Origin of the sequence: Streptococcus vicugnae (assembly GCF_016461705.1) — a bacterium.
GTDB classification, from domain to species: Bacteria; Bacillota; Bacilli; order Lactobacillales; family Streptococcaceae; genus Streptococcus; species Streptococcus vicugnae.
The window spans coordinates 1-22,119 of sequence record NZ_JAEMHW010000007.1; the positions used below are offsets into that span (position 1 = coordinate 1).

Annotated in this window: 21 protein-coding genes; 12 read left to right on the top strand and 9 right to left on the bottom strand. The window is 34.3% G+C overall.

Going from position 1 to position 22,119, the window contains the following annotated elements:
• Positions 1–548, top strand: a 548-nt coding sequence (locus JG537_RS08880; protein WP_199545002.1) for a class C sortase, incomplete at its 5' end; no start/stop codon positions are given.
• A gap of 289 nt (positions 549–837) precedes the next feature.
• Here the strand turns inward: JG537_RS08880 and treR are convergent.
• Complete coding sequence (gene treR, locus JG537_RS08885; RefSeq protein ID WP_199545004.1) at positions 838–1,551, bottom strand: trehalose operon repressor; 714 nt, start codon at positions 1,549–1,551, stop codon at positions 838–840.
• Between the two features lie 195 nt (positions 1,552–1,746).
• On the opposite strand from treR, the gene treP reads away from it, so the two are divergent.
• Both treP and treC read left to right on the top strand, forming a co-directional pair.
• The gene (gene treP / locus JG537_RS08890) at positions 1,747–3,723 is read left to right on the top strand and encodes a PTS system trehalose-specific EIIBC component (protein WP_199545011.1); all 1,977 of its coding nucleotides are present in this window, start codon (positions 1,747–1,749) and stop codon (positions 3,721–3,723) included.
• An 11-nt stretch (positions 3,724–3,734) separates the two neighbouring features.
• Positions 3,735–5,387, top strand: a complete 1,653-nt coding sequence (treC, locus tag JG537_RS08895; protein WP_199545013.1) for an alpha,alpha-phosphotrehalase — start codon at positions 3,735–3,737, stop codon at positions 5,385–5,387.
• On the opposite strand, the gene JG537_RS08900 is transcribed toward treC, so the two are convergent.
• The 6 genes from JG537_RS08900 to JG537_RS08925 form a co-directional block, all read right to left on the bottom strand.
• The gene (locus JG537_RS08900) at positions 5,361–5,687 is read right to left on the bottom strand and encodes a hypothetical protein (protein WP_199545015.1); all 327 of its coding nucleotides are present in this window, start codon (positions 5,685–5,687) and stop codon (positions 5,361–5,363) included. The genes treC and JG537_RS08900 overlap by 27 nt on opposite strands.
• Positions 5,688–5,917: 230 nt before the next feature.
• Positions 5,918–7,183, bottom strand: coding sequence for a tyrosine-type recombinase/integrase (locus JG537_RS08905; protein WP_199545017.1), 1,266 nt, complete (start codon positions 7,181–7,183; stop codon positions 5,918–5,920).
• 92 nt (positions 7,184–7,275) lie between these two features.
• Entirely contained in the window at positions 7,276–7,536 is a 261-nt protein-coding gene (locus tag JG537_RS08910; RefSeq protein ID WP_199545019.1) for a MerR family transcriptional regulator, read from the bottom strand.
• Between the two features lie 69 nt (positions 7,537–7,605).
• Positions 7,606–8,640, bottom strand: coding sequence for a replication initiation factor domain-containing protein (locus JG537_RS08915; RefSeq protein WP_199545021.1), 1,035 nt, complete (start codon positions 8,638–8,640; stop codon positions 7,606–7,608).
• Between the two features lie 4 nt (positions 8,641–8,644).
• The gene (locus tag JG537_RS08920; RefSeq protein WP_199545023.1) at positions 8,645–9,058 is read right to left on the bottom strand and encodes a hypothetical protein; all 414 of its coding nucleotides are present in this window, start codon (positions 9,056–9,058) and stop codon (positions 8,645–8,647) included.
• Positions 9,059–9,344: 286 nt separating this feature from the next.
• Positions 9,345–9,788 carry a hypothetical protein gene (locus JG537_RS08925; protein WP_199545025.1) on the bottom strand — a complete coding sequence of 148 codons (444 nt, stop codon included), beginning with the start codon at positions 9,786–9,788 and terminating at the stop codon, positions 9,345–9,347.
• Between the two features lie 182 nt (positions 9,789–9,970).
• On the opposite strand from JG537_RS08925, the gene JG537_RS08930 reads away from it, so the two are divergent.
• The 6 genes from JG537_RS08930 to JG537_RS08955 all read left to right on the top strand — a co-directional run bounded on the left by JG537_RS08930 (position 9,971) and on the right by JG537_RS08955 (position 17,041).
• Positions 9,971–10,891 carry a helix-turn-helix domain-containing protein gene (locus JG537_RS08930; RefSeq protein ID WP_199545027.1) on the top strand — a complete coding sequence of 307 codons (921 nt, stop codon included), beginning with the start codon at positions 9,971–9,973 and terminating at the stop codon, positions 10,889–10,891.
• Between the two features lie 38 nt (positions 10,892–10,929).
• Complete coding sequence (locus JG537_RS08935; protein ID WP_199545029.1) at positions 10,930–12,435, top strand: glycosyltransferase family 39 protein; 1,506 nt, start codon at positions 10,930–10,932, stop codon at positions 12,433–12,435.
• A gap of 317 nt (positions 12,436–12,752) precedes the next feature.
• Positions 12,753–14,030 carry a hypothetical protein gene (locus JG537_RS08940; protein ID WP_199545031.1) on the top strand — a complete coding sequence of 426 codons (1,278 nt, stop codon included), beginning with the start codon at positions 12,753–12,755 and terminating at the stop codon, positions 14,028–14,030.
• 10 nt (positions 14,031–14,040) lie between these two features.
• Positions 14,041–14,631, top strand: a complete 591-nt coding sequence (locus JG537_RS08945; protein ID WP_199545033.1) for a hypothetical protein — start codon at positions 14,041–14,043, stop codon at positions 14,629–14,631.
• 30 nt (positions 14,632–14,661) lie between these two features.
• The gene (locus tag JG537_RS08950) at positions 14,662–16,788 is read left to right on the top strand and encodes a peptidase domain-containing ABC transporter (protein WP_199545035.1); all 2,127 of its coding nucleotides are present in this window, start codon (positions 14,662–14,664) and stop codon (positions 16,786–16,788) included.
• A gap of 70 nt (positions 16,789–16,858) precedes the next feature.
• Entirely contained in the window at positions 16,859–17,041 is a 183-nt protein-coding gene (locus tag JG537_RS08955; protein ID WP_199545037.1) for a hypothetical protein, read from the top strand.
• 299 nt (positions 17,042–17,340) lie between these two features.
• Here JG537_RS08955 and rpmG read toward each other — a convergent pair whose 3' ends face one another.
• Together rpmG and rpmF are read right to left on the bottom strand one after the other, a co-directional pair.
• The gene (gene rpmG / locus JG537_RS08960) at positions 17,341–17,490 is read right to left on the bottom strand and encodes a 50S ribosomal protein L33 (protein ID WP_002262412.1); all 150 of its coding nucleotides are present in this window, start codon (positions 17,488–17,490) and stop codon (positions 17,341–17,343) included.
• A gap of 16 nt (positions 17,491–17,506) precedes the next feature.
• Positions 17,507–17,683, bottom strand: coding sequence for a 50S ribosomal protein L32 (gene rpmF / locus JG537_RS08965; RefSeq protein ID WP_003066947.1), 177 nt, complete (start codon positions 17,681–17,683; stop codon positions 17,507–17,509).
• Positions 17,684–17,972: 289 nt separating this feature from the next.
• On the opposite strand from rpmF, the gene hisS reads away from it, so the two are divergent.
• The 3 genes from hisS (at position 17,973) to JG537_RS08980 (ending at position 22,085) form a co-directional block, all read left to right on the top strand.
• Complete coding sequence (gene hisS, locus JG537_RS08970; protein WP_199545039.1) at positions 17,973–19,250, top strand: histidine--tRNA ligase; 1,278 nt, start codon at positions 17,973–17,975, stop codon at positions 19,248–19,250.
• Positions 19,251–19,405: 155 nt separating this feature from the next.
• Positions 19,406–21,154: an aspartate--tRNA ligase gene (gene aspS, locus JG537_RS08975; protein ID WP_199545040.1), complete on the top strand. Its 1,749-nt coding sequence runs from the start codon at positions 19,406–19,408 to the stop codon at positions 21,152–21,154.
• Entirely contained in the window at positions 21,147–22,085 is a 939-nt protein-coding gene (locus JG537_RS08980; RefSeq protein WP_199545041.1) for a YitT family protein, read from the top strand. Before aspS ends, JG537_RS08980 begins: the two co-directional genes overlap by 8 nt.
• Positions 22,086–22,119: the final 34 nt, after the last annotated feature.

Here is a 22,119-nt window from a genome sequence, read left to right on the forward strand (position 1 = left end):
TTGATGTGACTGGTACGGGGATTATGGCTTATGTTGAAATTCCTAAGTTGAATACGACTTTGCCGATTTACCATGGTACGGACGATAGTGTCTTGCAGGTGGCTATTGGGCATATCCCAGGGACATCACTTCCTGTGGGTGGTAAGGGAACGCACGCTGTGATTTCAGGTCACCGTGGCTTGCCGTCTGCAAAGTTGTTTACGGATATTGACCGCTTGGTTGAGGGCGATACGTTTATCATTCAGGTTTTGGACGAGACCTTGACTTATGAAGTGGACCAAATTTTGACGGTAACGCCAGATGACGTGTCGGCGTTAGCAGTCGACCCCAATCAAGACTATGTGACTTTGGTGACTTGTACGCCGTATGGAGTCAATACTCACCGCCTTTTGGTACGCGGTCATCGTATCGCTAATCAGGAAAATGCTGCGCGTGTGACATCTGAAGCCAGTCAGGTGAAACCATTGATGGTTGCGCCATTCCTTGGAATATTTATTTTAATCGTGCTTTTATTGGTAGTAAATGTTTACCGCAGATTACGACATTAATGCAAAATCAGCTGGACATTTTGTGTCCAGCTGCTTTTTTGGTTGAAGAAAATTTTTGATGTTTGCTTTAATTTCCTTGCTTTTCAATTTTTAGCTCAAACTGTTTGAACGGCGGTAGGTACCGTTTTTGTGCTTGCTTTGCTCGCAAGTATTTCTGAAATTGAACAGCAACAGTCATTATTATTTCCTTAGTTATTGTGGGTGGTAGGGCTGACAGTTCGGCAGGAAATCCAAGGCATTTCAAAGTTTTTAAGATGTGGGAGAGACTGCGTTTTTCTAGTTGAAAAGGTTACTGTGGGTTTCGGGTTGCGAAGTCAACGAAGCGGAATTTTTCGAGTTTGTGTCTGCTTTCGGTGAATTGGAATTGGTGTTTGTTGGCGAGGTAAACTTTTGATTTGACAGAGACGACATGGTGCTCAGCACCGATGTCAAGGAGTAGTTTATCACGGTCATTGAGTTGGTCAATGGTGATTTCTTTTTGGGCATAAGCAATAATCAAGTGAAGTTGTTTTTCAAGATAGTAATAAATAGATTGCTCAGCTATTTCTCGTGTCATATCTGGCACGATTTTTTTATCTAGGTAATCAATATCAAGGACAGAAGCTGTGCCATCAACTACTCGTTGACGAATCACGCGCCAAACTAAACTATTCTTTTTAAAACCAGTCAGCGCAGCTAATTTTTCATCGACAATCAGTTTGTCAATTGAAATGACATTGGTTTTAGAATCAATGCCGTAATTATCGACGAGTTCTTTATAACTGGTCAATTGAGAAACTGGAAAATCAATGGTTTCATGTTTGATAACCTGTGAACCAGAGCCATGTATTTTTTGAATGAGGCCTGCTTCGGCTAACAATTTCAAGGCTTTTCGAATAGTATCGCGGCTCATTTGATAAGTTTGAGTGAGTTCGTTTTCAGTAGGGAGGAAATCTCCAGCCTGATAAACACCTGATGTAATATCTTGTTCAATTTTTTTAAAAACTTGTTCGTATTTTTTCATGATATTTTTTGAAAATCTCTGTAATTTTTAAAGTTGTTTTTAAAATACCATACAACTTGAGAAAATTCAAGAAAATTTAGGGGGATTTTATACAAACAACTTGCCTACAAAATAGAAACCGATTACAATGTTTGGTGTAAATAAAGCTAGCGACTATTTATAGATTAACGAAGGAGTCGGTTTAACCGAAGACATATGGGAAAATTTGAAAAAGATGCCCGTGAAATGCTTGAAGCTATTGGCGGGAAAGAAAATATTGCAGCAGTAACTCACTGTGCAACGCGGATGCGTTTTGTATTAAATGATGACAGTAAAGCAGATATTAAGCGTCTGGAAGCTATTCCTGCTGTTAAAGGAACATTTACAAATGCAGGACAGTTCCAAGCTATCATCGGAAACGATGTTCCTATCTTTTACAATGATTTCACAGCGATTTCTGGCATTGAAGGTGTATCAAAAGAAGCTGCTAAATCAGCTGCGCAGAAGAATCAGAATTGGCTTCAACGTGCTTTGTCAATGCTGGCTGAAATTTTTACTCCAATTATTCCAGCCATTATCGTTGGTGGTTTGATTCTTGGATTTCGTAACATCTTAGAGGGTGTGGAATGGTCAGCTTTGAATGGGAAAACTATTGTTGAAGTTTCTCAATTTTGGGCTGGAGTGAATTCCTTCTTATGGTTGCCGGGTGAGGCAATCTTCCATTACTTGCCAGTTGGAATTGTTTGGTCAGTGACACGTAAAATGGGAACTAGTCAAATTCTGGGGATTGTTCTGGGAATTTGTTTGGTTTCACCAAATCAATTACTAAATGCTTATAGCGTAGCAAGTACTTCAGCAGCTGACATTGCAGCTGACTGGACTTGGGATTTTGGTTATTTTGCTGTTCAAAAGATTGGTTACCAAGCTCAAGTTATTCCAGCGCTCTTAGCTGGTTTATCTCTGGCTTACTTAGAACGTTTCTGGCGTAAACACATTCCAGAAGTGATTTCAATGATTTTTGTACCATTTCTGTCGTTGATTCCGGCTTTGATTCTAGCACACACAGTTCTTGGTCCAATTGGGTGGACAATTGGTAAAGGAATCTCAGCAGTTGTTCTTGCTGGTTTGACAGGTCCAGTAAAATGGCTTTTCGGAGCAATCTTTGGTGCACTTTATGCCCCACTGGTTATCACAGGATTGCATCACATGACCAATGCGATTGATACACAATTGATCGCTGATGCTGGTGGTACTGGCTTATGGCCGATGATTGCTTTGTCAAATATCGCTCAAGGTTCAGCCGTTTTAGCTTTCTACATTATGAATCGACATGATGAGCGTGAGGCACAAATTTCGTTGCCAGCGGCTATCTCAGCTTATCTAGGGGTTACAGAACCAGCTCTTTTTGGGATTAACTTGAAGTACGTTTACCCATTTGTAGCTGGAATGATTGGTTCAGGTCTTGCAGGTCTTTTCTGTACAAGCTTTAATATTACAGCTAATGCAATTGGTATTGGAGGGCTTCCAGGAATCCTTTCTATTCAAGCAAAATATATGGGTCTCTTTGCCATCAATATGTTGATTGCCATCGCTGTACCATTTGCCTTGACTTTTATGTTCCGCAAAATTGGTTTCTTAACAAAAGCAGAAGATGATGCTAAAAAAGGAGATCAGTCACAAGTACAAGCAGTAGTTGAAGCTAAGAAGGATGCTGAAGCACCTGCTGGTACGGTTGTCGCTATTCAAAGTCCCCTTCTTGGGCATGCTAAAAATTTGAGCCAAGCCCCTGACCCTGTTTTTGCACAAGGAGTTATGGGACAAGGACTTGTGATTGAACCAGTCGAAGGTGAGTTAGTGGCACCGGTTGATGGTGTTGTATCAGCAATTTTTCCAACAAAACATGCCATCGGTTTAATCTCACAAGAAGGCGTAGAATTATTGATGCATATTGGAATGGACACAGTAAATCTTGACGGTAAAGGCTTTACAGCTCATGTCAAGCAAGGTGATAAAGTGAGTGTTGGTGATGCCTTGATTAGCTTTGATATTGAGATGATTAAGGCTGCCGGATATTCGGTTGACACTCCTGTCATTGTAACCAATCAAAATGATTTCCAAACAGATATGACAAGACAATTACCATGTGACATTAAACGTGGCGAAACTATTTTTACAGCTAGCAAATTGTCCTAAAGGAGTAAAAAGTGACATTTGATAAAAGAAAAGTTGTTTATCAGATTTATCCAAAATCTTATAAAGACACAACTGGAAATGGTGTTGGTGATTTACGAGGTATTATTGAAAAATTACCCTATTTGGAAGAATTAGGTGTTGATATCATCTGGCTCAACCCCTTCTACCCAAGTCCTCAACGTGATAATGGATATGATATCTCGGATTACACAGCTATCAACCCTTTATTTGGAAGTATGGCTGATTTTGAAGAATTGGTTCAAGCAGCTAAGGAGCATGGTATCGAGTTGATGCTTGATATGGTTTTAAATCACTGTTCAACCGAGCATGAGTGGTTCCAAAAAGCCTTAGCGGGCGATAAGTATTATCAAGATTTCTTTATTTTACGTGATCAGCCAACGAACTGGGTGTCAAAATTTGGCGGAAATGCTTGGGCGCCATTTGGAGATACGGGAAAATATTATTTACACCTTTTTGATATCAGTCAAGCTGATTTGAATTGGCGTAATCCACATGTTCGTAAAGAGTTATTCAAAGTAGTTAACTTCTGGCGTTCTAAGGGAGTTAAGGGATTTCGTTTTGATGTGATTAATTTAATCGGAAAAGACGAAGAACTCAAGGATAATGATGCCTTTGATGGCAAACCCGAATACACAGATCGTCCGATTGCTCATGACTATCTTAAAGAGTTAAATCAAGCAACATATGGTCAAGATGAAGATGGCATGACAGTTGGTGAGATGAGTTTCACAGACATTCCAAATTGCATTCAGTACAGCCATCCAGACAGTCATGAGTTGGATATGGTTTTCAATTTTCATCATCTTAAAGTTGATTATGAAAACGGCCAAAAATGGACCCTAAAACCCTTTGATTTTGAGGAATTAAAACACCTCTTTCATACTTGGGGTCAAGAGATGAGTGAGGCAAATGGCTGGTCAGCTCTCTTTTGGAACAATCACGACCAACCACGCGCCCTTAATCGCTTTGTGGATATCAAAAAATTCCGCAAGGAAGGAGCAACTATGCTTGCAGCAGCCATTCATTTATCGCGTGGCACACCATACATCTACATGGGTGAGGAAATTGGCATGCTTGACCCTGATTATGACACGATGTCTGATTATGTTGATGTTGAATCTTTGAATGCCTATCAAGAACTGCTAACATCAGGTAAGACAGAAGCGGAAGCCTTTGCCATTATTCAAGCAAAATCACGTGATAACAGTCGAATCCCAATGCAATGGAATGGCTCAGAAAATGCCGGCTTTTCAAAGGGGACACCATGGTTAAAAGTCGGTAAAACTTACCGTGAAATTAATGTTGAAAATGAAAAAAGCGGACCAATCTTCACTTTCTATCAACAATTGATTAGACTGCGAAAAGCCATGCCAATCATTGCTGAAGGAAGTTATCAGTCAGCTTATCAAGATCATCCTAATGTTTATGCTTTTGAACGTCATTTGGGTGATGAGGGATTATTAGTTTTAAATAACTTTTTTGCTAAAGAGATTGATATTGATTTGCCAGAATCTTACCAATCTGGGAAAATTCTGCTTAGTAATTACCCAGAAATGGCACTCTCAGAAAAAATCACTTTAAAACCTTATCAAACTCTAGCGATTTATCAAGAAAAATCAGATAGCAAAGATAATTGCCAGTAAACTAGCGATAATGATGATAATAGCAAGAGCGATAATAAATTTGCCTGCTACACTTTTAGGATTGATGGATGCACCAAGTGTTCTTAAGCGCGTGATGTCATCTGTGTTGGAAATTTTTTCACACTCATACCGATACCCAGCAATAATCATACCAAGAATAGTAAGGCAAATACCACATAAGATGATTTTTAGACCAAAAGGTGATAAAACTTTCCTGAGTACCGCAACAATCAGAAAGAGAAAAATAAATAACACTAAAAAAATGAGAACAGGTCCTCTTTTATTCTGATTTGTTTTCATAAAACCTCTCCAAAACAATCTTTTTCCTCATTGTAGCACTTTTTAGTTTAGACAGTAGAAAAAAACACTTTAGCAAAATGCTAAAGTGTTTTCTGTATTCAATTATTTTACTTCAGTAAAGATAAAGCAATCTATTTTTAACCCTAGAATAAATGTTGATGTATCAATATTTATAGAGATATTTACCTTTCGGATAAAGGAAAGGCAGAGAAAAAGGTAGAGATTATATATCAACTTGTTAACTCTGCTATTTTGTTTAAATATAAATCAACAGCTTCATATTTTTTATGAGGGGCAAGTTCTGCATATAAGTCCATAGTTGTCGAAATTGATTTATGTCCCATTCTTTCTTGTAGCTCTTTCCAATTCGCCCCTGCATTGAGCATAAGCGAAGCATGAGTGTGACGAAATAAGTGAAAGCCATAATCCGGTAAACCTAGTTCAGTTAGGCGTTTTTTTAATGTGGCTCGTTCATTTCTATCACACATATAATTTCCATAGATTGTGGGAAAAATCAAATCTGATTTTGGAAGCCCATGTTGCTCAAAATAAGTATTCATTTCATCATGAAATTCTTTTAGGTGCATTAAAGTTGGAAGTGGCACAGGAGTTCTACGATAACCAGAATCTGTTTTTGGAGTCATTTTACAAATAACTTTTCCCTTTATTCCTAATTTTTTATTAGCATTTTTCCATATTAATGTTTTAGAGACGATAATGTCATTTGTACTAAAGTCTAAATCCTGTATATCAAGAGCTAGAAGTTCATTAATACGTAGAGCAGAAGCTAATAATGTATCGCAAATAATTATAAAACGTCGATTAGCTCTCGTATTAGGTAAGGTTTTAAGATAGTTTATCCATTTAGTTAGTTCTTTATCATGTAGAACCATGATACGTTTTTTATTCGCCTTAGGCTTTGGTGGAATAGTGATGGTTTTTGCTGGATTTGTAGTTAATCCAAAATGTGTTATTCCAAAATCAAAAATATCACTTAGTTTATGGATAATTGCACCATATTCTTTGGAGCTTCCTTTTGGTGCGCGCTTGTTTCCTTTAGCGATAGATTGCTGTGACTTTATAGCAAGTTCATTTACCCACAATTGAATATCAGTAGATTCAATTTTATCAGGTTTATAGTCGCCAAATTGTGGATTGATATAAGTATCAATATAACCTTTTACACGGTTAACTGTATTTTGAGATGATACCCAAGTTTGAAAGTTACTAAACCAAATATCAACTAGGTCACTAAAACGATTAATTACTACGACTTTTTGCTTAGTATTAGCATTTTTTTCAAAATTAAGTTTAGCTTGGAGTAACTTTCTATCAAGTGCTTTTAAAGTCTTGGCAGTAATAGTAGTTGTAACTTGCTTTCCAGTTTTATTATCTATTCCTAAATAAGCACCTTTAAGTGAGTAGGAAATGTCACCATTATTTTTTATCTTTTTAATAATTTTTTTGTTGTGATGTTCAATTATTTCAGTTTTCATAATAGCCCTTTCGTATCGGATAATCACGAATGAGGCTAAAAATAGACTTTCTCCCTTTCCTTTTAGGATAAGTCTATTTTAGCATATTTTAATTAATGAGTTAAGAATTGTAAAACACTACTTAATTGATAGTAAACTGTCCGAGTTCCTTCAATGGGAGGTTCTAAACGTTGTAAGCCTTTATTCTCCCATGTTTTAAGAGTGTTAGGCGAAATATGCAATTGTTTTAATAGCTCTTTTTGAGTGATAATGTCTAATTTTGGAGAGTTGCTATTATATTGTGTTGTAACTTCTAGAAGTACATTTAATAGTTCTTCAATTTTCTGTAATTTTACTAGTTCTAATCCACTCAACTGTGATTATCCTTTCTCTTTTTATAGTTTCATGTTATAATATTAGTAGTTATTTTTATGTAAGGCGATTTACTTTTCGGGTAAGTCGTCTTTTTTAATCCCCCAATTATCAGAATTATGCTGTTCACGGATATACTGTTCAATCTCCTTTTCGTCCAGTTCTGATATTTTCTCCATGCCTATTTTTAATAAGTTTTGGATAAACGTTTCAGCTTTCTCTTGGCTATAAGCTTCATATTTGGCGATATAAAGTTTAGCTAATGTTTTTGAGACTTGCTTTTCTGTCCAAACCTCTGACTGTTTTAAGGTCGGTTTATCCCTTTTGATACTCAAAATAGTTTTTTTCTCTGTTTGAACATACTCTTGCCACCACTTAACATTTTTTCTTCGGCGCTTATTCTTATCTTTAGCATTAGGGGTCACAAAGCGATAATGTCCATTAATAGCCTCAAAGTAAATGGCAACTAAGGGCTTTCTTGACTGAATTTGAGTTGCTATAATATTAGCTTTTTCTTGCCAACATCTTAGTTCAGCTCTAATCCATGTTTCTTTATCTGTGATAATTTTCCCTTTACCAATTTGTTCCATAAGTTTATTGTAAACACACCATTGTTGATTTCCGCGAGCCCCAATAACAACAGTTTCACCGACACGTTCTCCCGTCTCTAATTCACCTTTTTCATAATAATCATAATGTCGTGCTCTAGTTACACATAATTTTCGACGACAATAATCATAAATGGTAGGAATAGATAAGCTATCATCATAAATATCATTAGCAATATCAATTCTGGTGAAATTTACTTGATACTGGTATAACCGATTGACTAAGGTAACCCAATTATTTTCATTGCCATTGAGGAATTCTTCATATTGTCGGCAACCTTGACCTTTTAGCTCTACATAAACCCCCATATTGCTTAGCTTTTGATTAAAATAAACCTTAATTTCAGAGCAGGCATAATGAAATTGGTATTTATTATGCCCCCAAGGAAGAAGAGCGAAGTTTTCAAGGGGCATTAATAAAATATCTTTTAATACTTTCTCTGGTGAAGTTTCTTTAACCGTGACAGCGAAATAATCAATTTTTACGCTATTTTGCATGCTATTATCCAAGAACTTTAAGGTCATCTGTGACTAATTTCACTCCAGACCAACTACTTCTTGACATGTTCCATAGCAATCGAACTTGTGGGTTAATGAGTTCAACGGTTTTATCTAATAAACCGTCATTTTCAGCTAATTTTGTCATTTTATCTAAATTGTCATAAATTTCAAGTGTCACCGCTTTTAAGTCTTCAATGGCAATGTTCATCTCTTTTAGAACTTTTACTTTGTCTGCATCTTGCACGTTACAAACAATCTTAGTGATTTCATCACTTTTGACTTTTTCACCATTAACTTCATAATACTTATAGACTATACGAGCATTAAGAATAACGACTTTTTTAGGAAGGTTAAACTGGGCTTTATCCAAGTTCAATTCTCCAATTTTAAACGTCGTATCTGTTAAATTTAACATAGAATGTCTCCTTTTTATTCTTAAAATAATTATAGTGTTTTTTTAAAACGTACATAGAATTGGTATTAATTCTTACGCCCTCAAAGGTTTTTAGCAATTAGTTCTACTAATTGCCTTCAACCCCCAATGTATCAAGGGTTTAACCCTACTTTCGTGTACGTTTGTACCCCCTATTAGTAATTGGGGTACTAATGTAGGGGAAGTTTCGCCCGTCCAAGCACGACACGCCATTATGGGCTACCGTGTTTCCCCACACTCGCCCATGGCGTTATGCTTCTAACCGTGCTCACTTCCCAAACAACTTTTTCTTCCTTGATTTCTCCAAATCTTCAATCTGTTCACTTAACTGTTCCATACGAATAGCTAATGCTTGTTCCTGTTGTGTTAAGTCGGTTACTCTTTGACTTAATTTCTTTAGTTGAAACGTTAAGCGATTAATTTTTTGGCTAATGGATAAAGGGGAAGCTCTACTTGGGGCATAAGCTTTTAGGATTGCCTTATCAAGTCCAAGCCTTCCTTTGGTATCTGCAATTTGTTGGAGCTTTTCAATATCGTCAGCGGTAAAGAGGAAAACTTTGCTATAAGAACGTTTTCCTGTTCGTATCCTATCTTCTTGAAAGGTATGTCCTGTTAACTGTTCAATCTTTAAACGCCATTTTTTCAGTGTAGAGACTGAATTCAAACCAGAGACCCGTTCAATCGTTTGGGCATAATTATAAGAATTTGCCATTTTTCTCCTTTCTCAGCCTTTGATATACGATATTATATACGTTTGATATAAAATTTTTTTGAGTTCTTAACTCGTTATTATCATATACTATTTCATATACGATGTCAAGCATTTCCCTCAAAAAAATATACGAAATTATAACCTTTTGTGATATAATTAAGAAAAAAGTCAAGGAGAAAACGATGTTTGAGGTATTGAAGCCTGATAAAAAAGCAGTAGGTATGCGGTTAAGGCAGGTTAAAGATGACCTAGGACTCTCTTTTTCGGAATTTGGTCGACGACTAGATTTAAAGAAACCCACTATCAATGCCTACGTTAGGGGAGATAACTTAGCCCCTTTAGAAGTTTTGGAAAAAGTCTCTAGACTGTATGGAAAGCCAGTTGATTGGTTTTATTATGGCGAGCTTACTGATTATATTGCTAGTTATATTGAGAAAATCGGATATGGTATCTTTTTAAAAGAGCACCCCAATCTTCCTCAACAAATCGAAGAAGAGCTTTTTAGATTGAAAAATAATCCTAAACGAGTTATTAAAGAACAAGGTGGCTTAATCAGAGAGAGGATAGAGATAAGTTGGAAAAGTGAAACAGGTTATCCAGATGAAGGTTACCTTGAGAATGTTTTTTTTGATTTTTTTGAAAAGCTTAGTAGACAGGATATAAAACAGAGGGCAGAAGATTATTTAGCTACTCATACCAACTTTTCAGAAGCACAGCTAATGGAAGCCGTAAATTATGTAACCAATACTATCTATACAACATATCAATTAGTGAGAGATTTAAAGGACTTGACTAGTGAAACTATCGCTAGTGAGGTTCAGAATATTAGCGAGGAGCTTATCAAAAGAGATGTTCCAGCTGGTAGCAGCCCAGTTCATTATGATGACAGCTTTCTTTTGGGAAAGTTAATTAATATCTTGGAGGATAGTCAGGAAACACGGCAACTATTATCTAATCTGTCACTTGAATTAACCAACATGCCTTTTTCACAATTTCATTATGGCTATGAGTTAGTTGATGCTATGCAGTCTTTACGCCCAAAGTTGATTGAATTATATAATCAAACAAATTATGATGATTGGATTAACTGGGCTGAAAAGTGATATATTTGAAAGGAATTTTGAAGGAGGGAGAGAGAATTATGAATAGACTACGTGATTTATTTTTTTATAGCATTACAAGAATTAATTATGTCATTTTTATATTTGCTATTTTAATTTCAATTGGATTTTTTGGGTGGTTTTCATTAATTGGGCTATCAATTTCAGGAGTGATATTTTTCTTTTTTAGGAAAAAAATATTATCTTGGTTAGAATGGACTTATATAAAGATTATTCATAAAAAAAAAGCTATTGTATTATTAGCTATCATTTTCCAATTAGTTGTTTTAATATCAGCTAAACTTCTAATACGACGTGATGCAGCAGTAGTATTTACAGGTGCTTTTCACTATATTTCAGAAAGTTCAATTGCTGAGTACCTAACTAGGAATCCAAATAATCTTTCTCTCTTTTTATATGAAAGACTATTTTTTAATATATTTGGTGCTAATGGGCTTTGGATTATGATGTTTTTGAATATGATTTACATTAACACTTCTGCTTGTATTAGTTATCATTTTACTAAAAAATATTTTAATCAAGAAGTAGCCAACCTCTGTTTTTTATTTTACATGGTGTTGATTATGTTTTCTCCTCTCTTTTTAACTATGTATACAGATGTTTTATCTTTACCACTCCTATCAATTCAAGTTGGTTTAGCTCTCTCCTTACTTAAGGTTGATAATTTTTATGAAGTGATTAGAAAAATGAGTTTTTTAGGAATAATAACAGGAATAGCTTATTTTTTTCGCCCGACTAGCTTAATCTTAATAATTGCATTTATGATATGTCTATTTTTTCATAAAAGATTTAAAAAAATGTTTTTATCAATTTTAGTTTTCATACTCTCCTTTGGAGTGATTTTTTCAGGTGGGAATTTTATTAAAAAGAATCAAACAGAAGTTCAACTGGTAGAAGGTGAAGGGTTAGCAAAAACAGCTTTAGTATTTGTTGATTTAGGTTTAACTTTTACAGGGACGGATCAGGAGGATATGAAAGATGGATTGCTTCAATATATTGATGAAAGTGAGCATGATAACTATAACAATGGCATGTTTGCCACTGAAAATGTCATTAAAGATATTAAGAGACGTATAGCTAATTATAACATCTTTACATTTAGTGCGCATATTTTAGTAAAACTTGGAGCAACGGTTATGGACGGTAGCTTGGGGTGGACATATTTTGAGGATCTTCAAAAGGAAAAAACGCCCTATATTTCCCCGCTATACGATAAAATAAAAGATAATAAATTTCTAACAATAGTTCGTCACACAGTCATTACAAAAGATACACCAAATTATCAAATAATATTTACTATTGAGCAACTCACATGGCTTGTATTATTATGTGGTCTAGTCTTAAGTATAAAAAAAACAGATAAGAAAGCAATTGAAATAAATTTTTTACATTTAACGATTTTTGGAGGCTTGCTCTTCTTAATGATTTTTGAAGGAGGGAAAACACGTTATCTTATTCAATTCTTACCACAGATAATTTTATTAGCAAGCTTAGGGTGGCATAGTAAAAGTATTGGTATAAAATAAAAAGAGTAAAAGTGAGCTGCCCCAAAAGTTAGACATAAAATCTAACGATTGGGGTGTTTTTTTATGAAACTAAGTTATGAAAATAAACTAAAGATATTGTATGCGTTTTTATTCAATGATAAAATATATAGTATAAAGAAATTGGGAGGCAAGGAGATATGAACCTTAGAGTCAAATTTATAAAGTCACATAAAATGATATTATTTTATCAGTTCCTAATTAGCTTGCTAATATTTACTGGTATATTTTTTACGTTAAATATATTAGTTGGATTAAGCTTATTTTATTTTAATGGACCTAGTTCATTAAGAGATGTAGTGAGTTTAGAAGTTAACTTAGGTGAAATAGAGTCTGATAGTACCCCTGATACTTATAATATAAGTGATGTAAATTTAGTAAAGAAATCTGTATTAAATGAGCTGAGTAAAAATAAAGATTTTGTAGAAAAGGCAGATATTTTTTTATCCGAAGAGTTGTATACTCCTTCAATTCAAAGTGTAGATTTAATAAATACTCCAAACATAGGTGTTTTCAATATAAGAGGGACAAGTAATAATTATCTATTTGATGAGTATCTGGGAAGCATAAATGTTTATAAAGGAATCTCACCTAATGCAGAAGAGTTTTATGATACTCCAAATGCTGCAATAGTTAGTAGATACGTAGCTGAAAAAAATCATTTTCATATTGGAGATCATATTGAACTAGTTGCTTATACTGATATAGGATCCTCATCAGAAAAAACATTTTCTTATAATATAGAAATAGTGGGCTTATATGATTTTTATCCAAGTGAAACTCTGACTTCTTTAATAGCTAATGAGTATCAAGAGGACGACCATGAACATGAGGAAAAACTGAAATTTTATGATTCTCTTTTAGAAAATAAAGCACAAATTTTAAATTATAGATTCAATGTAATATATATGTCTAATGATTCGGTTTTAGATTATATCTATTCATATTCTGAAAACTCTGATATTTTATCAGATACTCCTGTTTATCAAGCTACATTCAAACTTCATAATTCAAATTTAGATACGCAGTTTTCTAAATTTGCTAATAAAAAACTACCTAAATATTTTAAAATAGAGTCCATGAGTAGTGAATTTCAAAAACATTTTTTTCCTGTTAAGTATACTATCACTTTACTAGGGGGTGTAATATTTATTTTGGTTATGTTGTTAGTTTTTTCTTATAAATTACCTCTTAAACTTGGAAATATACGAAAAGAGATATTATTTTTAGTTAGTCATGGATTGCGACACAATCAACTTCTCATAGAAATTAATAAAATAATGATACCCACAAATATAATAAGTTTATTAGTTGGACTTATTGCTGGTACTTATGGTGTAAAATTTATTTCTAATGAAAATATTGAGAGTATTTTAAATATTTTTTCTGATGAATTTGAGGGTACTGGTACTAATTTGGAATATCTAAATATAGATTTAATTCCTACAACCCCTAATTTTGAAATCTATTTAGGTTATAGTAGTCAATACATTATCATTTCAATAATTTTAGTCACTATTATTGCAATAATAACTATTTTATCATTACAACGCTATGTGAAAAAGTTAATCGGATAAAGGAGAGAATATGCTAAGATTTAATAATGTGCCTTTAGGAGAAAAACGTATTGTTAATTTTTCGTATACATTTGAAAATGGAGCTATGTACATTGTTTATTCAAATGAGGTTGACTTACTAATATCATTATCCGAATCTCTATCTTTTTATAATAATCTTGATTATGGCGAAATTATTTTTTCAGAAACAGGTATAAATAAGTTTAGAGAAAACAACTGGAAGGAAATAATTACAAACATTGATGATTCACAAAACCCATTTTCCTTTTTAACGCCTATGGACTACTTTAGAATCTTTTTTGAAGATACTAAAGAGTGTTTAGAAGTATTACTTTCATTAGGCTTTGATGTGGATAAAGTAAACCTCAATATAAATGATTTACAGGAAGTTGAAAAAAAGCAACTTCAACTTGTTGAGGCTTATACTAGAAAGACGGAAATAATCTTATTAGATAGATTTTTAGATAATGTCTCAGGAGAAGAGCAGAATATATTACTCCTTAACATTAAGACACTATTTCAGTTCACCAAAAGTATAGTAATTATCATTTCTGGAAGTGATGAGTGGAATCTATCTGGGTTTACGGTAGTAAATATTTAAAGATGTTTTATTATATGAGGAGATAAGCTTATGAGATTTAAAGGTACTTTACAATATAATCCTGAGGATTGTGGGGCTGCTTGTCTAGTATCTATTTTAAAGTATTATGAAGTAAATATACCTATAAGTCAAATTAGGAATGAATTATCTTATGGGAAAGAGGGAGCAAGTTTATTAGGAATAGTAAATGTAGCCGAAAAATATGGATTACAAGCAACTTCATATTATGCTAATTATGATGAACTTGTTACAGGAGTGATGAATTCGGAAGTAATATACCCTTTTATAGCGCATTTTGAATTAAGTAATGGGGATGGTCATTATGTTGTGGTTCTGAAAATGGATAAACTAAAAGTAAAAATATTTGATCCAGCAGAGGGATTTAAGAAGATATCTATTAATCAATTTCACCAACTATGGACTGGATATATTGTTAACTTTGAATCTATGGAAGGTCTCTCTAGGATAAATTTTTCTGAAAGTGACTATAAGCTTCTAAAATTCTTTTTGAAAAATAATAAAGTATATTTTCTTAAAATATTTTTATTATCAATATTAGCCACTATAATATCCTATGCTGGCGCAATATTTACAAGATATGTTGTTGATAGTTATATTCTAAATTCAGGTTATTCTTCAAGTAATTTTAATATAATTTTCTTGAGATTAGGCTTTTTAGTTTCTCTTTTTATATTTTTATATTTTCTTCAAGTAATATTTAATTTTGAGAAAGGAAAAACAGTAGCATTATTAGCTAAGAAATTTAATATTGAACTCTCTAAAAAATTTTATAAGAAAATATTAACTGTACCAGATAGTATATTAAATAGAATTGAGAGGGGTGAAATACTGTCTAGATTTCAAAGTATTTTAGAACTACAACAAGTATTCCTAGGTTCAGTATTTATAATAATGATTAATTCTTTTATTTCTATTATTGGAGGAATAGTACTTTTTAGTATAAGCAAAGAGTTGTTTGCTTTGGTGATAGTGATGTTAATTTTATATGGAGGCGTTATTACATATTTTCTTCCTAAAATAAGAGTATTAAACAAAAAGTTTTATACAGAATACTCCAAAGAATTAACTGATTTTTCACAATCATTAAATGGAGTATCTAGTATTAAGAGTACAAATTCAGAAAGTTGGTTTAAACAAAAATTCGAATTTTCTGTGAGAGGAACTGCTGACTCTCAATATAAATTAGGAAAAATGGGATATTTTATAGATTCTATAACAACGTTTATTGAGTTAGTTGGTATGTTATTAATATTGGTTACAGGAGCAGTCTTAGTAAAAAATAATCATTTTACAATGGGAACATTAATTGAGTTTCAGACAATGATGACATTTTTTATTGAGCCTTTTAGAGAGCTTGTATTATTACAAGATGATATTCAAAATTTTAAAATTACATTTAGTAGACTGAATGACATAGTTTTAGAAATACAAGAAAGTACATTATATAGAAATCGCTCATCTATAAAGATAAAAAAATATGATATTGAACTCTTGGATATTTCTTACTCAACAGGATTTACTAAACCAATTATAGAGAATATTAACTTAAAGATAAAACAAGGTGAACATGTAGGCATAGTCGGAAAAAGTGGTAGTGGAAAATCAACACTTTTAAAACTTATAGCAACTATAAATACTCCAACGAGCGGAGAAATATTAATCGGAGGTTATAATTATAGTTATCTATCTTTAGAAGACATCAGGTCAAATATATCATATGTAGAGCAAGAACCTCACCTTTTTTCTGGCAGCGTAATGGATAATTTAACATTAGGTAGGGATTATTTAATTGATAATGAATTCCTTTTTGAAGTGTGTGAAGCCTGTGGGATTTTTAATATAAATGGCTTGGGTCATAGTGTATTTCAACTAATTTTAATGGAGAGCGCAAAAAATTTATCAGGAGGTCAAAAGCAACAAATTGCTTTAGCTAGAGCTATATTACAAAGACCTAAAATTTTAATTTTAGATGAGGCGACAGGTAATATTGATAGCTACACAGAGCATAAAATTCACGATTACTTCAATGAACATTGTCAAGAGATGACAATAATAAGTGTATCACATAGTGATACTTTAAAGGATTATTCTCAAAAGATTTTTCAAATTCATGACAGAAAATTAAAAAAATTATAAGATTATTATTGTAATCGCTTGCATCGTATGATATAATTAATCTGTAGAAATTAGAAGGAGGAAAAGTATCATGAAAAAGCTTCAAAAAGATGAAATGATGCAAGTGCATGGTGGCGCTGGTTGGTTTTGGAGATGTGGAAAATGTAAATATAAGAGTGCATGGCATGCGCTAAAGTCAACGGCTCAAGCTAATGCTGATGCCCACACTTCTATTTATGGTAGTTCACATAAAACGGCGGTTTACTACGGTTAGATTGCCCTACCAAGTTTATTTTCTTAACTCACTCTTTCCTAGAGTGAGTTTTTTTATGTTATATTTTCTAGAGCGAGTTAGGGAAAGTAGTAGTTTCTTATCGGAAGTTATAAAGCTTTTGAAGTGAAAAAAACCACCCATAATTAAGGGGTGGCTAATTATCCGATTCAATTTTCTTCCTAAAAGGTAGAGAAAAAGGTAGAGATTCAATTGATTTTTAATGCAATATACTGAAATTCAAAAAATTAATAATCACATAAAATCAAGGTTTTAAACGTCAACTGACGTGTATTGAATGTCTATTTTACTTCAGTAAAGATTACGTGTTTACGCAATTTTGGTGAGTATTTTTTCAATTGAAGACGGTCTGGAGTGTTACGTTTGTTTTTTGAAGTAAGGTACAAGCGTTCACCAGATTCTTTGTGTTCAAGTGTAATATTTACGCGCATGGTATCTCCCTTCTAATTATTTAGCTGCTTTAGCGATTTTACGTCCTTTGTAGTATCCTTTAAGTGATACACGGTGAGAACGTGAGTAATCTCCAGTAGTTTCGTCAAATTTAACTGATGGAGCAGTCAATTTGTAGTGTGTACGACGTTTGTTTTTCTTCGCTTTTGAAGTGTGACGTGCAGGTACTGCCATGTTTTATTTCCTCCGATAATATTTTTAATTTGTTCTTGATTTTGAATCAACTTTAATATAATAACATATCTTTTTTGTAAAGTAAAGTTACTTGACAAAAAAATTGAAAAAGTTGTTAATTTAACGTTTTCAGGTTAAAAGAGAGTGAAATAAAATGCGAAAAATGGATGGTCTCTCCTTCTTTACCTGCCCTTTTTATGATAAAATAAAGAGTGATTGAATAGCTACTATAGTAGAAAGGAATTAATGGGCTGAATTTGTAAAAATTTGGTGCCGGTATATTTTATTTATGAAATTACAAAAACCTAAAGGAACACAGGATATTTTACCTAGCGAAAGTGCTAAGTGGCAATACGTTGAAGCTGTTGCGCGTGAAACTTTCAAAAAATACAACTACAGCGAAATTCGTACACCAATGTTTGAACATTACGAAGTTATCAGTCGTTCTGTTGGTGACACAACTGATATCGTGACAAAAGAAATGTATGATTTCCACGATAAAGGTGACCGCCATATCACTTTGCGTCCAGAAGGTACAGCTCCTGTTGTGCGTTCTTTTGTGGAAAATAAATTATTTGCACCAGAAGTTCAAAAACCAGTTAAAATGTACTACATTGGCTCAATGTTCCGTTACGAACGTCCTCAAGCTGGTCGTTTACGTGAATTCCACCAAGTCGGTGTTGAGTGCTTTGGTTCAGCAAATCCAGCTACAGACGTTGAAACAATTGCGATGGCTTACCAATTGTTCCAAACATTGGGTATTAAAGATGTGACTCTTCACTTGAATACATTGGGAAGTGCAGCTAGCCGTGCAGCATACCGTCAAGCTTTGATTGACTACCTTACTCCAATGCGTGAGCAATTGTCAAAAGATAGCCAACGTCGCTTGGATGAAAACCCACTTCGTGTTCTTGACTCAAAAGAAAAAGAAGATAAAGTAGCTGTTGAAAATGCACCATCAATTCTTGATTATCTTGATGAAGAAAGCCAAGCTCATTTTGATGCTGTGCGTAGCATGCTTGATACCCTCAACATTCCATATGTGATTGATACAAACATGGTTCGTGGACTTGATTATTACAACCACACAATCTTTGAATTCATCACAACTGTTGATAAATCAGATTTGACAATCTGTGCTGGTGGACGTTATGACAGCCTCGTTGAATACTTTGATGGACCAGAAACACCAGGATTTGGTTTTGGACTTGGTCTTGAACGCTTGCTTCTTATCTTGGAAAAACAAGGTATTGAATTGCCAGTTGAAAAAGAAATGGATGTTTACATCGCGGTTTTGGGACAAGGTGCAAATATCAAAGCTTTGGAATTGGTGCAAGCAATCCGTAACCAAGGTTTCTCAGCTGAACGTGATTACCTTGGACGTAAAATCAAAGCACAATTCAAATCTGCAGATGCTTTCAATGCTAAAACAATCATTACTTTAGGTGAAAGTGAAATTGAAGCAGGTCAAGTAGCTGTTAAGAACAATAAAACACGTGAAGAAGTGACTGTAAGCTTTGATGACATTACAAACAACTTCGCTGACATTTTAGCTAAATTAAGCTAAGAAAGCAATCTTTGCAAAAAGTTATGAGCTCTTTGCTAATGAAAAGGCTTAATGAGAAAAGAATTTGAAAAACTCCCCCACATGGGTGGGGTTTTTCTTTGCTTTTTGCTATAATAGATGGGAATGAATAAATTTAAAACGGAGAATCATATCAAATGAAACGTACAATGTATGCTGGTCGTGTTCGCAGCGAACACATTGGCCAAGAAATTACTCTAAAAGGTTGGGTCGGACGTCGTCGTGACCTCGGTGGACTTATTTTCATCGATCTTCGTGACCGCGAAGGTATCATGCAATTAGTCATCAACCCAGAGAAAGTTTCAAGTGATGTTATGGCAACCGCAGAAAGCCTTCGTAACGAATTCGTTATCGAAGTAACTGGTGTCGTTGCTCAACGTGAACAAGAAAACACTAACTTGCCAACTGGTGCTGTTGAATTGAAAGTATCAGCATTGACAGTTTTGAACACCGCTAAAACAACACCATTTGAAATCAAAGATGATGTGGAAGTTAGCGATGATAACCGTCTTCGTTACCGTTACTTGGATCTTCGTCGTCCAAAAATGCTTAACAACTTCAAATTGCGTGCCAAAGTAACTCATTCAATCCGTAACTACTTGGATGGTTTAGAGTTTATCGATGTTGAAACACCAATGTTGACAAAATCAACTCCAGAAGGTGCGCGTGACTACTTGGTACCAAGTCGTGTGAACCAAGGTCATTTCTACGCTTTGCCACAAAGTCCACAAATTACAAAACAATTATTGATGAACGCTGGTTTTGACCGCTACTACCAAATCGTTAAATGTTTCCGTGATGAAGACTTGCGTGGTGACCGTCAACCTGAGTTTACACAGGTTGATATGGAAACTTCATTCTTGTCAGACAAAGATATCCAAGATATCACTGAAGGAATGATTGCTAAAGTCATGAAAGACACTAAAGGAATCGACGTTACATTGCCATTCCCACGTATGTCTTATGACGATGCAATGAACAACTACGGTTCAGATAAACCTGATACACGTTTTGAAATGCTTTTACAAGACTTGACAGACCTTGTCAAGGATGTTGACTTCAAAGTCTTCTCACAAGCTCCAGTCGTAAAAGCAATCGTTGTTAAAGGAAATGCGGATAAATACTCACGTAAAAGCATTGATAAATTAACAGAATTCGCAAAACAATTTGGTGCCAAAGGTCTTGCTTGGGTTAAATTTACTGATGGTTCTCTTAATGGACCAGTTGCTAAATTCTTGACAGATATTGAAGACAAGTTGACAGAATGTTTACAACTTGAAGAAAATGATTTGGTACTTTTCGTAGCTGATACACTTGAAGTTGCTAACAACACACTTGGTGCACTTCGTACTCGTATCGCTAAAGAACTTGATATGGTTGATAATTCTAAATTCAACTTCCTTTGGGTTGTTGATTGGCCAATGTTTGAATGGTCTGAAGAAGAAGGACGCTACATGTCTGCTCACCACCCATTCACATTACCAACTGAAGAATCAGCTCACGAATTAGAAGGTGACCTTGCTAAAGTACGTGCTGTCGCTTATGATATCGTTCTTAATGGTTATGAACTTGGTGGTGGTAGTCTTCGTATCAACCAAAAAGAATTGCAAGAACGTATGTTTAAAGCTCTTGGTTTCACTGCTGAAGAAGCAAATGACCAATTTGGTTTCTTGCTAGAAGCTATGAACTATGGATTCCCACCACACGGTGGACTTGCTATCGGTCTTGACCGTTTCGTAATGCTTCTTGCTGGTGAAGATAACATTCGTGAAGTTATCGCATTCCCTAAAAATAACAAAGCATCAGACCCAATGACACAAGCACCAAGTCTTGTATCAGACAAACAATTAGAAGAATTGGCTTTAGCAACTAAAACTAATGATTAAAAAAGCATCCCTTAAAAAGAAAACAAAATATATTGTTAGCCGCTGGGCTAAGAAATATGGTCTTTTAAAAACGATGCAAAGCATTTCAAGAGAGAAGTACGCGGAAAAAATTTCCGCTTCTCTTTTTTATGGTTTGCTTTCTGCTATCGCTGTTAATTTCTTTTTCCAACCAGGTCACGTTTATTCAAGCGGAGCAACTGGTTTGGCACAGGTCTTATCAGCTATTAGCGAGCGTTTGATTGGATTTAGATTACCGATTTCTTTGGTTTTTTATGCCATTAACTTGCCGCTTTTAATCCTAGCTTGGTATAAAATCGGGCATAAATTCACAGTTTTTACCCTCATTACAGTTTCGATGAGTTCTTTCTTCATCCAAATTGTTCCTGAGATTACCTTAACGACGGACCCTTTGGTTAACGCCATTTTTGGTGGTCTGGTTATGGGGACTGGAGTAGGATTTAGTTTAAAATCACGTATTTCAAGTGGTGGTACAGATATTGTTAGCCTGACCATCCGTAAAAAAACGGGACGTGATGTTGGAAGCATTTCTCTCACGGTAAATGGTATTATTATGGTATTTGCCGGAATTTTGTTCGGTTGGCAGTACGCCCTTTACTCAATGGTGACGATTTTTGTCTCTAGCCGAGTAACAAATGCTATTTTCACCAAACAAAAGAAAATGCAAGCAATGATTGTGACAAGTTATCCTGAGAAAGTTATCGCTATGATTCATACCAAACTTCATCGTGGTGTGACACAGATAAACGATGCGGAGGGAACTTATAATCACGAAAAGAAAGCAGTTCTATTAGCTATTATTACTCGAGAAGAGTACAATGATTTCAGATATTTAATGAGGAAAACAGATCCAAAGGCTTTTGTTTCAGTTGCCGAAAATGTTCATATTATTGGACGTTTTGTCGACGATTAGTCTTTTGATGTCAGCTTTCTTATAATCAATTTAG